The sequence below is a fragment of the Burkholderia sp. AU27893 genome (genome assembly GCF_002223205.1).
Taxonomy (GTDB): Bacteria; Pseudomonadota; Gammaproteobacteria; order Burkholderiales; family Burkholderiaceae; genus Burkholderia.
This window is the reverse complement of the sequence record NZ_NKFD01000001.1, coordinates 61399-76498: the sequence shown is the minus strand read 5'-3', so window position 1 is coordinate 76498 and position 15100 is coordinate 61399. Positions and strand designations below refer to the sequence as shown.

18 protein-coding genes are annotated in these 15100 nt (G+C 68.4%); 14 read left to right on the top strand and 4 right to left on the bottom strand.

Going from position 1 to position 15100, the window contains the following annotated elements:
- The first annotated feature begins 5 nt into the window (after positions 1-5).
- The 5 genes from CFB47_RS00325 to CFB47_RS00305 are packed head-to-tail and all read left to right on the top strand — an operon-like array spanning position 6 to position 4507.
- Positions 6-665 (top strand): type II secretion system protein J, encoded by a 660-nt coding sequence (locus CFB47_RS00325; RefSeq protein WP_039351910.1) that lies wholly within the window; start codon positions 6-8, stop codon positions 663-665.
- Positions 666-667: 2 nt separating this feature from the next.
- Positions 668-1795 carry a type II secretion system minor pseudopilin GspK gene (gspK, locus tag CFB47_RS00320; RefSeq protein WP_089461322.1) on the top strand — a complete coding sequence of 376 codons (1128 nt, stop codon included), beginning with the start codon at positions 668-670 and terminating at the stop codon, positions 1793-1795.
- A 26-nt stretch (positions 1796-1821) separates the two neighbouring features.
- Entirely contained in the window at positions 1822-3183 is a 1362-nt protein-coding gene (gspL, locus tag CFB47_RS00315; protein ID WP_089460232.1) for a type II secretion system protein GspL, read from the top strand.
- The gene (gene gspM, locus CFB47_RS00310; RefSeq protein WP_089461321.1) at positions 3180-3686 is read left to right on the top strand and encodes a type II secretion system protein GspM; all 507 of its coding nucleotides are present in this window, start codon (positions 3180-3182) and stop codon (positions 3684-3686) included. The genes gspL and gspM overlap by 4 nt, the downstream gene beginning before the upstream one ends.
- A 32-nt stretch (positions 3687-3718) precedes the next feature.
- Positions 3719-4507 (top strand): type II secretion system protein N, encoded by a 789-nt coding sequence (locus CFB47_RS00305; protein ID WP_089438889.1) that lies wholly within the window; start codon positions 3719-3721, stop codon positions 4505-4507.
- A 159-nt stretch (positions 4508-4666) separates the two neighbouring features.
- Here the strand turns inward: CFB47_RS00305 and CFB47_RS41050 are convergent, their stop codons facing one another.
- From CFB47_RS41050 to CFB47_RS00295, 3 genes are all read right to left on the bottom strand, one after another.
- Entirely contained in the window at positions 4667-4825 is a 159-nt protein-coding gene (locus CFB47_RS41050) for a hypothetical protein (RefSeq protein ID WP_166741970.1), read from the bottom strand.
- A 238-nt stretch (positions 4826-5063) separates the two neighbouring features.
- Positions 5064-6611, bottom strand: coding sequence for an efflux transporter outer membrane subunit (locus CFB47_RS00300; RefSeq protein ID WP_089460231.1), 1548 nt, complete (start codon positions 6609-6611; stop codon positions 5064-5066).
- Between the two features lie 276 nt (positions 6612-6887).
- A complete protein-coding gene (locus CFB47_RS00295; RefSeq protein WP_089461320.1) occupies positions 6888-7166 on the bottom strand; it encodes a multidrug ABC transporter ATPase in 279 nt (92 codons plus the stop codon).
- Between the two features lie 173 nt (positions 7167-7339).
- Here CFB47_RS00295 and CFB47_RS00290 point away from each other — a divergent pair, with 173 nt between their 5' ends.
- The 3 genes from CFB47_RS00290 to CFB47_RS00280 all read left to right on the top strand — a co-directional run bounded on the left by CFB47_RS00290 (position 7340) and on the right by CFB47_RS00280 (position 9914).
- A complete protein-coding gene (locus CFB47_RS00290) occupies positions 7340-7831 on the top strand; it encodes a MarR family winged helix-turn-helix transcriptional regulator (protein WP_089438887.1) in 492 nt (163 codons plus the stop codon).
- A 177-nt stretch (positions 7832-8008) separates the two neighbouring features.
- Positions 8009-9568, top strand: coding sequence for a DHA2 family efflux MFS transporter permease subunit (locus CFB47_RS00285; RefSeq protein ID WP_089460230.1), 1560 nt, complete (start codon positions 8009-8011; stop codon positions 9566-9568).
- A gap of 97 nt (positions 9569-9665) precedes the next feature.
- On the top strand, positions 9666-9914 hold the full coding sequence (locus CFB47_RS00280) for a type II toxin-antitoxin system Phd/YefM family antitoxin (RefSeq protein ID WP_089460229.1): 249 nt from the start codon (positions 9666-9668) through the stop codon (positions 9912-9914).
- Positions 9915-9932: 18 nt separating this feature from the next.
- On the opposite strand, the gene CFB47_RS00275 is transcribed toward CFB47_RS00280, so the two are convergent.
- Positions 9933-10859, bottom strand: a complete 927-nt coding sequence (locus tag CFB47_RS00275) for a LysR family transcriptional regulator (protein WP_085041246.1) — start codon at positions 10857-10859, stop codon at positions 9933-9935.
- A gap of 139 nt (positions 10860-10998) precedes the next feature.
- On the opposite strand from CFB47_RS00275, the gene CFB47_RS00270 reads away from it, so the two are divergent.
- From CFB47_RS00270 to fliO, 6 genes are all read left to right on the top strand, one after another.
- The gene (locus CFB47_RS00270) at positions 10999-11475 is read left to right on the top strand and encodes a CidA/LrgA family protein (RefSeq protein WP_089438884.1); all 477 of its coding nucleotides are present in this window, start codon (positions 10999-11001) and stop codon (positions 11473-11475) included.
- A 13-nt stretch (positions 11476-11488) separates the two neighbouring features.
- Positions 11489-12211, top strand: a complete 723-nt coding sequence (locus tag CFB47_RS00265; protein WP_039351943.1) for an LrgB family protein — start codon at positions 11489-11491, stop codon at positions 12209-12211.
- A 251-nt stretch (positions 12212-12462) separates the two neighbouring features.
- Positions 12463-12999 (top strand): flagellar basal body-associated protein FliL, encoded by a 537-nt coding sequence (fliL, locus tag CFB47_RS00260; protein ID WP_089424119.1) that lies wholly within the window; start codon positions 12463-12465, stop codon positions 12997-12999.
- Positions 13000-13021: 22 nt separating this feature from the next.
- Entirely contained in the window at positions 13022-14020 is a 999-nt protein-coding gene (gene fliM, locus CFB47_RS00255) for a flagellar motor switch protein FliM (RefSeq protein WP_089438883.1), read from the top strand.
- A complete protein-coding gene (fliN, locus tag CFB47_RS00250) occupies positions 14013-14504 on the top strand; it encodes a flagellar motor switch protein FliN (protein WP_089460228.1) in 492 nt (163 codons plus the stop codon). The genes fliM and fliN overlap by 8 nt, the downstream gene beginning before the upstream one ends.
- Positions 14501-15064 carry a flagellar biosynthetic protein FliO gene (gene fliO / locus CFB47_RS00245; protein WP_089460227.1) on the top strand — a complete coding sequence of 188 codons (564 nt, stop codon included), beginning with the start codon at positions 14501-14503 and terminating at the stop codon, positions 15062-15064. The genes fliN and fliO overlap by 4 nt, the downstream gene beginning before the upstream one ends.
- The last annotated feature ends 36 nt before the right edge of the window (positions 15065-15100 follow it).

Sequence of the window (15100 nt, the reverse complement as noted above, 5' to 3'; positions counted from 1 at the left end):
CGCCGATGCGACGCCCGCTCGCGCGCCCCGCCCGCGGCTTCACGCTGATCGAGCTGATGATCGCGATCGCGATCCTCGCGGTGGTCGCGATCCTCGCATGGCGCGGGCTCGACCAGATCATGCGCGGCCGCGACAAGGTCGCGGCCGCAATGGAAGACGAACGCGTGTTCGCGCAGATGTTCGACCAGATGCGCATCGACGCGCGGCTCGCCGCGACCGACGACGAGGCCGGCCAGCCGGCGATCGGCGTGGCCGGCAATACGCTGCAGATCGTCCGCGAACTCGAGGTGCCGGGCGTCGCGCCGCGGCTGCAGGTGGTGCGCTACCGGATCGCCGGCGGGCGCGTCGTGCGCTACGCATCGCCGCCGATCGACGACGCGAACCGGCTGCGCAACATGCTGAAGGACAGCAGCGTCGAAGGCTGGAGCTGGGTCGCGCTGATGGGCGGCGTCGGCGCGATCGACGCGAAGCTGTACGTGCCGCGCGTGGGCTGGACCACCAACCTGCAGACGGCCAACGACGCGCTCGCGCAGAACAACGATGCGCTCAAGGTGCCGCAGATCGGCAACGCGCCGCCTGCGCGCGCGGTGACGGGGCTGCAGGTCAGCATCGGCGCGACGTCGCTGCGCGTGCCGGTCACGCGCATCTTCCTCGTCGGGGAATGACGATGCGCGCGCGCCCTCACCGCTCATTATTGGTTGCCCGCGCCGCCGGTCGCGCACGGGCACCCGGCCGCCAGCGCGGCGCGGCGATCATCACCGCGCTGCTGGTCGTCGCGCTGTCGGCGATCCTCGTCTCGGGGATGCTGTGGCGCCAGCAGGTGCAGATCCGCCGGATCGAGAACCAGCGCGTGATCGCGCAGGCGCAGTGGGTCGCGCGCGGCGCGCTCGACTGGACGCGGATGATCCTGCGTTCCGAAGGCGATACGGCGCCCGGCATCACGTATCTCGGCGGCATCTGGGGCGTGCCGATCGCGAAGACGAAACTGTCGGACTTCCTCGGCCGGATCGGTGCGCCCAACGAGACCGGCGGCGAAGACACCTATCTGTCCGGCTCGATCGAGGACGCGCAGGCGAAGTTCAACCTGCGCAACCTCGTGGCGTCGCCGGCGCCCGGCGTGCTGCAGTTGAACGTCACGCAGGTCCAGGCGTTCCAGCGCCTGCTGACGACGCTCGGCTACGACGGCGCGTTCGCGAAGCGCATCGCGCTGCAGGTGCGCGCGAGCCTGCTGAATTCGGCGACGCGTTTCCAGATGCCGACGCTGCCGGGCGGCGGCACGGCGCCGCCGGTCACCGCGCCGGTGACGACCGATCAGCAAGGCGGCGGCTTCACCGACGACCCCGGCATGACGGGCGGCGATCGCGGGCCCGCGCCGCTGATGATGACGGGCGTCGACAGTCTGCTCGACGTCGACGGCGTGACGCCCGAGATGGTCGCGCGGCTGCGCCCGTTCGTCACCGTGTTGCCGACCACGACGCCCGTGAACATGAACACGGCGCCGGCCGAGGTGATCGCGGCGCTGATGCCGGGGATGAGCGTGTCGTCCGCGCAGGCGCTCGTGTCGCGCCGCGAGACCGTGTTTTTCCGCAACGTCAGCGACGTGCAGCTCGCGCTGCGCGGCGCCGGTGCGCCGAACGTGACGCTCGACTCGAGCGTCATCGACGTCAATTCGAGCTATTTCATCGTGCATGGCCGGATCCAGCACGAACGCGCGGAGGTCAATCGCACCTCGCTCGTGTATCGTGATCCGACCACGCACTCGACACGGGTCGTGCGCATTCGCGACCAGCTATAACGACGCCAATCGGGAGAGGAGCTCTTGTGAGCACGTTGATTGTTTCTTTGCCGCCGCGCGAGCCTGCCGTGCCGTTGCAGGAATGGCAGTGGCCCGAGCTGCCGTTCACGCTCGTCGACAAGGCCGGCCACGTGCAGCGCGCCGGCCGCGCCGCGCTCGCGCTGCTGCCGCGCGCGAATGCGACCGTGCTGATCGTCGCCGCGCGCGACGTGCTGCTGCTGGCCGCGACCGTGCCGCCGCTGAAGGGACCGAAGCTGCGCCAGGCCCTGCCCAACATCGTCGAGGATCAGCTGATCCAGGATCCGCTCGGCTGCCATATCGCGCTCGATCCGGACCCGCTGCCCGACGGGCGCCGCGTGCTGGCGGTCGTCGATCGCGCGTGGTTCCGCACCATCTGCGATGCGTTCACGGCGGCCGGCCATCGGCACCTGAGCGCGGTGCCCGCGACCCGCTGCCTGCCGGCGCCGCACGTCACCGCCGCGCCGGCCGACAGCGAAATCGATGCCGCCGCGGTGGTTGCAGACGCCGTCGAGGCGCCGCCCGCCCGTCCGGCGACGGTGGCTGCGGTGCTCGGGCTTGCGGCATCGGTCGAACCGGTACTCGTCGAAGCCGGCGCGCTGCCGGCTGCGGCCGGTGCACCGCGCCTCGAACTCGCGGTCGCGCGTGGTGCGCTCGGCGAAGGCTTCGCGGCGCCCGCGTCGCGTGCGGCGGGCACGCTGGCCGCGCTGGCGGGCGGCGGCGACGTCGAACTGTACGAACTTGGCGAACCGGGCGCGGAGCCTCGCCTGGCCTCGGTCGGCCGCACCGACGGCGGCACGCTGCTGCCGGGCGCCGCGCCGCTGTCGTTCGACGCGTTCGCACGGCGCGCGCTGACCGAGAAGTTCGACCTGTGCCAGTTCGAATTCGAATCGCAGCCGTGGCGCTTCGACCGCGCAACGGTGAAACGCCTGCGCGTGCCGCTCGCGCTCGTCGCGGCGACGCTCGGCGTGGCGGTGATCGGGATGAACCTGCACTGGTGGAAGCTGTCGCGCGAGCGCGATGCGTTGTCCGCTCAGATCACCGAGACGCTGTTGTCCGCATTCCCGAAGACGACGACGGTGCTCGACCCGCCCGCGCAGATGCAGCGCCAGCTCGACCAGTTGCGTCTCGCGGCCGGCGAGCTGTCGCCGAACGATTTCCTCGCGCTGGCGAGCGGGCTGTCGCGCTCGATGGGCGCGCTGCCGCTGAACGGCATCGCGTCGCTCGACTATCACGACCGGCGGCTCGACGTCGGCTTCAAGCCCGAGGTCAAGGTCGATCCCGATTTCACGCAGCGCCTCGCGCGTAACGGACTGTCCGGCGAAGTCGACAGCAATACGGGCAAATGGACGATCCGGAGCCGCTCATGAAGACGGAACAACTGAACCAGACGCTGGCCCAGTTCTGGGGCGAGCGCTCCCAGCGCGAAAAGATGCTGCTCGGCTGGGGCGGCACCGTGCTGGCGGTCGCGATCGCGTATTCGGTGCTGTGGTCGCCCGCGCAGGAAGGCCGCGCGCGGATCCAGCGCGAGCTGCCGACGATGCGCCGCGAGCTGGCGCAGATGACCGCGCAGGCGAACGAGGCGAAGTCACTGACGGCCGCCGCGCAGGGCGTGGCACCGACCGGCCTCGCGCTGAAGGACGCGCTGACCGCGTCGCTGTCCGATCACGGGCTGCAGGGCGCGCAGGTGCAGATCGTCGGCAACGGCGTGCAGATCCAGATGAAGAACGTGTCGTTCCCGGCGTGGACGCAGTGGCTCGACGATGCGCGCCGGCAGTTCAAGGTGCAGGTCGGCGAGGCGCATGCCACTGCGCTGAAGGACGATGGCCAGGTCGACCTGACGGCCGTGATGCAACCGTCTACGCAGAAATGACGCAGTTGGACGACGCAAGTGGCGGTCGGCCGATGAGGCCGGGATTGAGGCGGCTCGCCACCGCATTGCCGTGGGTACTGGCGGGCGGCCTGGCGACGGCGTTGACGCTCGTCGCACTTGCGCCGGCCGCGTGGATCGCGCCGCAGTTCGCGCGCGCGACCGGCGGGCACGTGAATCTCGTCGATCCCGACGGGTCGCTGTGGCACGGCTCGGGCACGCTGATGCTCGCGCCGGGGGCCGACCAGAGCGCGGCGACGCTGCTGCCCGGCCGGGTCGAATGGACCACGCGCTTCTGGCCGCTGCTGACCGGGCGCGTGCAGATGCGCATGCGGCAGACCGAGGCGATGCCCGACGCGGTCACGCTCGATGCGACGTGGCGCGGCGCGGTGCTGTCGGCGGGGACGATGGCCGTGCCGGCGTCGCTGCTCGCCGGGCTCGGCACGCCGTTCAACACGCTCGACCTGCAGGGCGACGTGCGGCTCGGCTGGAGTGACTGGCGCCTGATCGGCAACAACGCGTTCGGGCAACTGACGGTGACGATCGACTCGATGAGCTCGCGCGTCTCGCGCGTGAAGCCGCTCGGTTCGTACCGCGCGGTGCTGCAGGCGAAGGGGGCCGGCGCCGATCTCGACCTGTCGACGACGCAGGGCCCGCTGTTCCTCGATGGCCACGGCACCTTCGGCCCGGGCCAGGGCTCGTTCCGTGGCACCGCGCACTCGGCGCCCGAGCAGCAGGCGAACCTCGCGGGGCTGCTGAACCTGCTCGGCCACCCGATCGGGAACAACGAGGTGTCGCTGATCTTCGGCGACGCGCAGCGCTGATTGCGCGCAGGGCGTTCAAACGCCCACGAATGTGCGATCGGCTGGAATGATCTTTACTGAAATTGCCGTCTGTGGGATTGCAATACGCCGGCGCTGATATCGATTCGAATAAGGCGCCGGATAATGAAACGAAGGGCCGGCAAAGCCGGCCCACGCAACTTACTTGTCGCCCGTCGGCGTTTTCAGAACCCAGTGCCGTTCGCCGTTGGGCGTGGGCGGCATGATATTACCGATACCGATGGAGCGTGTGTCATTCGGATTTCCAACAGGATGCCACGTGCCGCCCTGCGGGCATTTTTCTCCGATATTTGCAATCATTTTAGTCATTTCCTTATTAAGGGTGAATTCGCATCATGGTGTTGATGCAGTGAATTCGTAAGCTGCGCCCTTAATAAGTTCAACGATTTTATTTTGAGATAATTGGTGATAGACAAAAATCAAGTTTTATCCATTATTTGTCGAATTTCATTAACAGTTTTTAGGACTGGAACGAGAGATGGCATTTCGGCCATTTTTTCGCTAAACGATTTGCTAGTCGTTCGACCGAGCACGATTTTCACTTCTGTGCGACCGGCGTAGCCACCGCGTTGCTCGCGGACGCCGGCAAAGGCGCCGGCGCCGCCATGTCGCCGTTCTCGCGCGTCATCTCAGCCACGTTCCAGCCGCCGCCGAGCGCCTTCACGAGCCCGACCGACGACGTCATCCGCTGCCCGGCGATCGTCGCGAGCTTCTGCTGCGCGGTGAACGCGGTGGTCTGCGCGGTCAGCACGTTCAGGTAGGCGACCGTGCCGGCCTTGTACTGGTTCGTGACGATCGCGAGCGAATGCTGGGCGCTGTCGACCGCCTGCCGCTGCACGTCGATTTCCTGCGCGAGGATGCGCTGCGACGCGAGGTTGTCCTCGACGTCCTGGAACGCGGTGAGCACCGCGAGGCGGTACGCGGCGACGTCCTGGTCGTAGGTCGCGCGCGCGGCGTCGGTCTGCGCGGCGCGCAGCCCGGCGTCGAACAGCGTGGCCGCAAGCTGCGGGCCGACCGTCCAGAAGCGCGCCGGCAGCGTGAACAGTTGCGACCACACCGAGCTCTGGAAGCCGCCGGTGGCCGACAGCGTGAGCGTCGGGAAGAACGCGGCGATCGCGACGCCGATCTGCTCGTTCGCCGCCGCCGCACGGCGCTCGGCCGCGGCGACGTCGGGCCGGCGCTCGAGGATCGCGGACGGCACGTCGACCGGCGTGACCGGCGGCTCGGCCGTGAGCGGATTCGGCGGCAGCGAGAAGGTGGACGCCGGTTCGCCGATCAGCGTCGCGATCGCATGCTCGTACTGCGCGCGGGCCACGCCGTTGTCGATCGACGCGGCCTGCGCGCTCTGCAGCTGGGTTTGCGCCTGGATCACGTCCGCGCGCGCGGCGACGCCTTGCGCGTACTGGTTCTGCGTGAGTTTCAGCGACTGTTCGTACGACTTCACGGTGTCGTCGAGCAGCTTCTGCAGCGCATCGGACGTGCGCAGCTGGAAATAGGTTTGCGCGAGCAGCGCCTGCTGCGACAGCCGCGCGTTCGCGAGATCGGCCGCGGCGGCCGCTTCGCCGGCGCGCTGCGCGCTGACGGTGCGACTCACCTTGCCCCACAGGTCCGGTTCCCAGCTCGCGTCGAGGCCGACGCTGTAGCTGTTGTTGATCGAACCGGACGAACCGCTGCCGAAGCTCGACGAACCCGACGACACCGACGTGCGCGGCGTGCGGGCGCGCGAGCCCGACGCGGTCAGCCCGACAGTCGGGAAATACGCGGCACGCGCCTCGGTGACGAGCGCGCGCGCCTGCCGGTACGCGGCCGCCGATTGCGCGATGGTCTGGTTCGACGCGTTGAGCCTGCCGATCAGCGCATCGAGCTGCGGATCGTTGTAGACCGTCCACCACGCGCCGCGGTCGGTGCGGTCGGCGGGCTGCGCGACCTTCCAGCCGGCCGGCGCTTCCTTGTAGGCGGCGGGGATCGACGTGTCGGGCCGGTGATAGTCGGGCCCGACGGCGCAGCCGGCGAGCAGCACGGCCGTCGCGACGGCGACGGCGGCGCTCAGCGGGCGAAGGGCGCGCGGGAGGGAGGCGTACGGCATGGTGGTTTTCCTGTCTGGGCGCGACGTCCGGCGAGCGGCGTCGCGCGATGCGGTCGTCGTGCCGCTGGCGGACAAATGGTAACTGACGGCGGGAAAGCTGCGCAGCCCCAAGGGTACGGCGCGCGGCGACAGGAATGTGTTACCGGCGCGAGCGGCCGGTTTACCGGCCATTACGGCCAGCTGACGGGACGACGGGGATGCGACGCCGGCCGTGCGGGGCGCGGCCGGCGCTCAGTCGGAGCAGCCAGGAAGGCGGGAGACGCGCGCGGTCAGCGGTCAGTGGCAGCGCGCGGGCAGCGGTTCGGCGGCGGACCGCCATGTCGACGGCTCCGTCGCGGCCGGCTGGCCCGCGCGGCGAGCGCCGTCTTTCGCGTTGCGCTGCCGGCGATGATCGAACCAGGCGAACCCGAGCGCCGCGAGCGAGCCGCCTGGGACCACCAGCATCGTCACGTACAGCGCGATCTTCCAGCCGCGGTGCGGCCCGGAAAACGCATGATGAGCGGTATCGGTCAGGTTGCGGCGCAGCGCGCCGGCGGCATTTTTCAGGAACAGCATCGCGAACATCCTCGGGTGCCCGCAGCGCGGGCGCATCGGTCAGAACATAGTCTCCGGCAGTGCAACATGCACGTCGTAACTGGTTGCCTCAAATAATATTGACTATGCAATCAATTTTCAAGATACTGGGCGCGTCCAAATCTGAAACGCACTATTGCTGCGCGCGCAATCGCATGACCGGCGGCCTCTACGATCCCGAGAACATCGCGCTGGAAACGAGCCTCGGCTACTACCTGTCGAAGGCGAAGCAGGCGCTCGTCGAGCGGATGGACCGTGCGCTCGAGCCGCACGACCTCACCGCGCAGCAGATCGGCGTGATCCTGCTGCTGTCGCGCGGCTATGCGCGCACGCCGTTCGAGCTGTCCCGCAAGATGTCGTACGACAGCGGGTCGATGACGCGGATGCTCGACCGCCTCGAACGCAAGGGGCTGGTTGCCCGCTCGCGCAGCGAGCAGGACCGCCGGATGATCGAGCTGACGCTGACCGAACGCGGCGCCGAAGCCGCGCGTGCGCTGCCGTCGCTGATCGCTAATGCGCTCAACGCGCAACTCGACGGTTTCTCGGCCGACGAGCTCGTGACGCTCACCGGCCTGTTGCAACGCTTCATCGCCAACGGGCCCGGTTCGACCGGTTGCCCGAAACCCGACGAAGAAGCGGACGGCTGATGTGCGCGGAGGCCCCATGTCTAGGTTAAGCACTCGCTTATTTCTCTGTCTGGGCAGAAGATGACAGGGCACGCGCTCCCCTTTTCCCTTTATCCGTTCCACCCGGCCGGGTTGCGCTGCGGCGCACGCCCGTGCGTTGTGCCGGCGCGTCGCGCGCGCCGCGTCTAGGAGATTCCGATGTCCGCCACCACGGCATCCGCCGCCCCCGCCGCCGAACCCGCGCCGTTGTCCGGCGGTGCGCTCGCGCTGCTCACCGTCGGGCTTGCGCTCGGCACCTTCATGGAAGTGCTCGACACGTCGATCGCGAACGTCGCGGTGCCGACCATTTCCGGCAGCCTCGGCGTCGCGACGAGCGAAGGCACCTGGGTGATCTCGTCGTACTCGGTGGCGTCCGCGATCGCGGTGCCGCTCACCGGCTGGCTCGCGCGGCGGGTCGGCGAGGTGCGGCTGTTCACGCTGTCGGTGCTCGCGTTCACGATCGCATCGGCGCTGTGCGGCCTCGCGACCAACTTCGAGACGCTGATCGCGTTCCGGCTGCTGCAGGGCCTCGTGTCGGGGCCGATGGTGCCGCTGTCGCAGACGATCCTGATGCGCAGCTACCCGCCCGCGAAGCGCGGGCTCGCGCTCGGGCTATGGGCGATGACGGTGATCGTCGCACCGATCTTCGGCCCGTTGCTGGGCGGCTGGATCAGCGACAACTACACGTGGCCGTGGATCTTCTACATCAACCTGCCGATCGGCATCTTCTCGGCGACCTGCGCGTATTTCCTGCTGCGCGGGCGCGAGACGAAGACGTCGAAGCAGCGGATCGACGCGATCGGCCTCGCGCTGCTCGTGATCGGCGTGTCGTGCCTGCAGATGATGCTCGACCTCGGCAAGGATCGCGACTGGTTCAACTCGATGTTCATCGTCGCGCTCGCGCTGATCGCGGTCGTGTCGCTCGCGTTCATGCTCGTGTGGGAGGCGACCGAGAAGGAGCCGGTGGTCGACCTGTCGCTGTTCAAGGACCGCAACTTCGCGCTCGGCGCGATGATCATCTCGTTCGGCTTCATGGCGTTCTTCGGCTCGGTCGTGATCTTCCCGCTGTGGCTGCAGACGGTGATGGGCTACACGGCCGGCAAGGCCGGCCTCGCGACCGCGCCGGTCGGGCTGCTCGCGCTCGTGCTGTCGCCGCTGATCGGCCGCAACATGCACCGGCTCGACCTGCGGATGGTCGCGAGCTTCGCGTTCATCGTGTTCGCCGGCGTGTCGATCTGGAATTCGACGTTTACCCTCGACGTGCCGTTCAACCACGTGATCCTGCCGCGGCTCGTGCAGGGGATCGGCGTCGCGTGCTTCTTCGTGCCGATGACGACGATCACGCTGTCGAGCATCTCCGACGACCGGCTCGCGAGCGCGTCGGGGCTGTCGAACTTCCTGCGCACGCTGTCCGGCGCGATCGGCACGGCGGCCAGCTCGACGTTCTGGGAGAACGACGCGATCTACCACCACGCGCGGCTGTCGGAATCGGTGAGCGTGTATGCGCAGAGCACGACCGACTACCAGGGCGCGCTGTCGCAGCTCGGCATCGTCGGCCAGACGGCCAATGCGCAGCTCAACCAGCTCGTCACGCAGCAGGGCTTCATGATGGCGACCAACGACTTCTTCCTGCTGTCGGCGTTCATGTTCGGCGCGCTCGCGGCGCTCGTGTGGGTCACGAAGCCGAGGAAGGGCGCGGGGCCGGCGATGGGGCATTGAAGCAGGTGTGGCCGCAGGAAAGGTTGGCCGTTGGCTCGCCTCTTCCGATTAAACTGGGGCGGCTGGATGTTTGAGTTCGGTTGATCGGGGAGGTGCAATGCGGATTGACGACATGCGTGACGCGAAGGTGAACGTGTCCCGGTTGATCGATGAAGCCATCGATGCCCGTGAACCGTTCGTGATCGCGGACGCCGGCAAACCGCTTGTCAGGGTCGTGCCGATCGACATGCCGGAGCCTGCTCCTCAAAGTCGGATCGGATTCATGAAAGGACAAATCCACGTCCCAGCCGACTTCGATTCGATGGGCCGCGATGTCATTCGGACGCTGTTCGAGGGCAACCGCTGATCGCCGGGCCTGCCGACTTCACTCCCTCGCCCGCAACCCGCCGAACGCCAGATCGTCACCCGGCGCGATCGGCAGCGTCGCCCGCGCCACGTCGAGCCACGCACGCGCCGCGTGCGACAGATACCCCTTCTTCAGCCAGCCGAGTGCGATCGCCCACGTGATCTCCGGCTCGACGATCGGCCGGCACGTGAACTGGCCCGCGTCGAGCCGCCGGCAATACGGCTCGGGCAGCAGCGCGATGCCGACTCCCGCATGCACGAGCGCGGCCATGAAATCCCAGTGGCCGCTGCGGCTCACGATCGACGGTGTGAAGCCGGCCTGCCGGCACGCATCCAGCACCGCATCGTGCAGCGCGAGGCTTTCCGCGTAGAACACGAACGACTCGCGCGCGAGATCCGCGAGCGGCACGGCTGCGTGATCCTCCCAGCGCGACTCGCGCGGCGCGACGAGCCACAGCGGCGCGCGCACCATCGGTAGCCGCTCGAAGGTGCCGGGATCGACCGGCTCCAGCAGCCCGCCGAGCTCCAGCTCGCCCGACGTCAGCGCGGCCTCGATCATCCGCGCGCCCTGCTCGAACAGCTTCAGCTCGATGTTCGGATAGCGCTGCTTGTACGCGGCGATGATCGGCGTGAACAGCGAGCCGCCGAGCGGCGGGATGCCGATCGTCAGCTCGCCGCGCCCGAGCGTGCCGAGATCGTTCAGCTCCGACTGCAGCTGCGCCTGCGCGGCGAGCACGTCCTGGCCGCGCTGGAACACGATCCGCCCCGCGTCGGTCAGCACCATCTGCCGGCCGTCGCGCAGCAGCAGCGGCGAACCGATCTCGTCTTCCAGCGCCTTCACCATCTTGCTGATGGTCGGCTGGGTCACGAACAGCTTGTCGGCGGCCGCCGTGAAGCTCTGCTGGCGAACCACCTCGACGAAGTACCGCAACGCGCGCAATTCCATCGATGACTCCCCAAAGTGGTGCGGCGATCAAAAACGAATTCCGAATTGGAATGATAAGGATAGAGACAAGTCATTTTATTTATGGTTAGGGGAAACCCTATACTCCCACCATCAACGGAATATCTGTAGGGAGCCTGCCATGACCAAGCCGACCGCCGCACTCGTCGCCCGCCCCGCCGCTTCGGGCAGCCTGGCCCGCACGGGCCGGATCGCGCTGCAGGCCGCCGCGCTCGGCGTGCTGTGGATGGCGGTCGACTGGGCCGTGCGCAAGATCGGGCTGCCGATTCCGTCCGGCGTGATCGGCCTCGCGGTGCTCCTCGTGCTGCTGTTCTCGGGCCGCGTCGCGCCCGCCTGGGTGAAGGACGGCGCGAACTGGCTGCTGTCCGACATGCTGCTGTTCTTCGTGCCGGCCGCCGTCGCGGCCGTGCAGTACGGCGGGCTGTTTCGCGAGGACGGCTGGCGCATCGCGCTGGTGATGCTCGCCGGCACCGCGTTCGTGATGGTCGCGGTGGCCGTCGCGGTCGACCTCGCCGCGAAGCTCGAGCGCCGGCTCGCCGCGCAGCGCGTGTTCGCCGAACGCCGCCGCACGCGTCTCACCGCCGCGTCCGCCCACTGAGCCGGAGCCTGCCATGCTTGCCGCATTGTCGAACCTGTCCGCCGACCAGGCGAACACCGCGATCTCGTTCGGCTGCTTCGTGCTGACGGTCGTGCTGTATTTCGCGTCGAAGCGGCTCTACGCATACAAGAAGACGCTGCTGTTCTCGCCGCTCGTGTTCGTGCCGGGCGTGCTGGTGCTGCTCGTCCTGCTGACCGGCATCCCGTATTCGGTCTACTTCCACGACACGCGCTGGCTGATGTGGCTGCTCGGCCCGGCGACGATCGCGTTCGCGGTGCCGATCTACGACTATCGCGACCTGATCCGCCGCCACTGGCTGTCGCTGTCGGTCGGCGTCGCGGTCGGGATCTGTGCGGGCGTGTGCGGGTCGCTGCTGCTCGCGAAGCTGCTGCACCTGTCGCCCGAGCTGCAGCGCTCGCTGATGACGCGCTCGGTGTCGACGCCGTTCGCGCTCGCCGTGTCGGACAAGATCCACGCGCCGAAGGATCTCACCGCGCTGTTCGTGATCGCGACCGGCATCTGCGGGATGCTGCTCGGCGAGCTGGTGCTCGCGCTGGTGCCGATGCGCACGCGGCTCGCGCGCGGCGCGCTGTTCGGCGCGGCCGCCCACGGCGTGGGCACCGCGAAGGCGCGCGAGATCGGCAGCGAGGAAGGCGTCGTGTCGAGCCTGACGATGATGATCGCGGGCGTCGCGATGGTGCTGATCGCACCGCTCCTGACGCTGCTGCCGATCTGACCGGGCGGCGCGGCCGCCCGCCAAACGCCGGCCCGGCCTGGCGCGATCGTGCCTGCCGCCATCGGCGCGGCAGGCTCCGCGAGGGGGTACGGCGCTCAAGCCCCACCCCACGCGCCTCAATCGCCGGCCCCCGGCGGCCCTTTCCGCCCCCATTTACCCTGCATCGAGCCGACACCCGGCCGACAATCGGCTGAGATAGCCGCAAATCCCCCCTCTTTTCCGCCCATCGGCCACGGCCCGGATGCCGAACAATGCATGCTACGAGACATCACGCACGCATTCACATGGCCTCCACGACCGCAAACCCGACCGCCGACAAGCCGGCTTCCTCCGGCAAGTTCAAGCGCATCGCGCTGATCGCCGTCATCGCGCTGGGCGCGGCAGCCGCCGCAGCCGGCGGCATGTACGTGTTCCTGAGCAAGGAAGGCGTCGGCCATGCGAGCAAGCCCGCCGAGCCGGCGCCGCTGGCCGCGCCGGTGTTCTTCCCGCTCGACCCGCTGACCGTGAACCTGCAGTCCGACGACGGCGCGCAGCACTACCTGCGCGTCGGCCTGTCGCTGAAGCTCACCGACTCGAAGGCCCAGGAGCAACTGACCGCGCGGATGCCGGAGATCCGCAGCCGGATCCTGCTCGCGCTGTCGAACAAGCATCCCGAGGAGCTCGCGACCCCGGACGGCAAACGTTCGCTCGCGAAGGAACTGCGGGAGCTGATCGAGCAGCCGACGCAGCCGGGCAACCAGCGCGCGAAGGTCGACGACGTGTTGTTCACCGAGTTCGTCGTCCAGTAACGCGGCCGCGAAAGGAGCGCGTATGGGTCACCAGGAGTTCATGTCCCAGGAGGAGGTCGATGCCCTCCTCAAGGGCGTCACGGGCGAAGCCGATTCAGTCGACGAACAGCGCGACACATCGGGCGTCCGCCCCTACAACATTGCGACGCAGGAGCGGATCGTCCGCGGCCGGATGCCCGGCCTCGAGATCATCAACGACCGCTTCGCGCGCCTGCTGCGGATCGGCATCTTCAACTTCATGCGGCGCACGGCGGAAATCTCCGTCAGCCAGGTGAAGGTGCAGAAGTACAGCGAGTTCACCCGCAACCTGCCGATCCCGACGAACCTGAACCTGGTGCATGTGAAGCCGCTGCGCGGCACGTCGCTGTTCGTGTTCGACCCGAACCTCGTGTTCTTCGTCGTCGACAACCTGTTCGGCGGCGACGGGCGCTTTCACACGCGCGTCGAGGGCCGCGACTTCACGGCCACCGAGCAGCGGATCATCGGCAAGCTGCTGAACCTCGTGTTCGAGCACTACACGACCGCGTGGAAGAGCGTGCGGCCGCTGCAGTTCGAGTTCGTGCGCTCGGAAATGCACACGCAGTTCGCGAACGTCGCGACGCCGAACGAGATCGTCATCGTCACGCAGTTCTCGATCGAGTTCGGGCCGACAGGCGGCACGCTGCACATCTGCATGCCGTACTCGATGGTCGAGCCGATCCGCGACGTGCTCGCGTCGCCGATCCAGGGCGAGGCGCTCGAAGTCGACCGCCGCTGGGTGCGCGTGCTGTCGCAGCAGGTGCAGGCCGCCGAAGTCGAGCTGACCGCGAACCTCGCCGAGATCTCGTCGAACTTCGAGAAGATCCTGAACCTGCGCGCGGGCGACGTGCTGCCGCTGGAAATCGAGGACACGATCACCGCGAAGGTCGACGGCGTGCCGGTGATGGAATGCGGCTACGGAATTTTCAATGGTCAATATGCGTTGCGCGTGCAGAAGATGATCAGCGCGGGCGATTCGATGAAGGAAGGTGGATATGAGTGAGCTGAACCAGACGCCCGAGGACGACGCACAAGCGATGGCCGACGCGGCCCTCGCGGCCTCGGCCGCCGCCGCGCCGGCGGCACCGGCCGCGGCGGAAGAAGATCCGGGCATGGACGACTGGGCGGCCGCGCTCGCCGAGCAAAACGAGCAGCCGGTGCCGGCCGGTGCGACGGGCGCCGGCGTGTTCCAGCCGCTGTCGAAAGCCGCGGCAAACACGACGCACAACGACATCGAGATGATCCTCGACATCCCGGTCAAGATGACCGTGGAGCTCGGCCGCACGAAGATCGCGATCCGCAACCTGCTGCAGCTCGCGCAGGGGTCGGTCGTCGAGCTGGACGGCATGGCCGGCGAGCCGATGGACGTGCTCGTGAACGGTTGCCTGATCGCGCAGGGCGAGGTCGTGGTGGTCAACGACAAGTTCGGTATCCGCCTGACCGACATCATCACGCCGGCCGAACGCATCCGGAAGCTGAATCGATGAACGTAGCAAAGCCCGGCCGCCGCGTGCGCGTCGCAAGCGTGGCAGCGGCTGCCGCGGCCATTGCGGCGGCGCTCGCCACCGCACCGGCCGGCGCCGCCGACATGAACGCGGTGAACCACCCCGGGTCGATCGCATCGAGCGTGATGGTCGGCTCGGCCGCACCGTCGCTCGGCGTCGGCGCGGTGCTGCAGACGCTGGTCGGGCTCGCGGTCGTGATCGGTCTCGTGTTCGCGTGCGCGTGGCTCGCGCGCCGCTTCGGCTTCCAGCATGCACGCCGCGGCGGCCCGCTGAAGGTCGTGTCGAGCGTCGCGGTCGGCGCGAAGGAAAGCGCGACGATCGTCGAGATCGGCGATACCTGGCTCGTGCTCGGCGTCGCGCCGGGCAACGTGCGATTGCTGCATACGCTGCCGGCCGGTGCGGCGGCGGCCCCGGTTTCCGCCGACGCGCCCGCCGGCGCTGCACCGTCCGAAGGCGGCCTGCCCGGCACGTTCGGCTCGCGGTTTCGCGACGCGCTCGCGGGCGAAGCCGCGAAGCGCCTCGGTCGCGGCAAGGACCGCTGACATGGCGCCGCGCCCTCTTTCCGACCCCGCATTCCA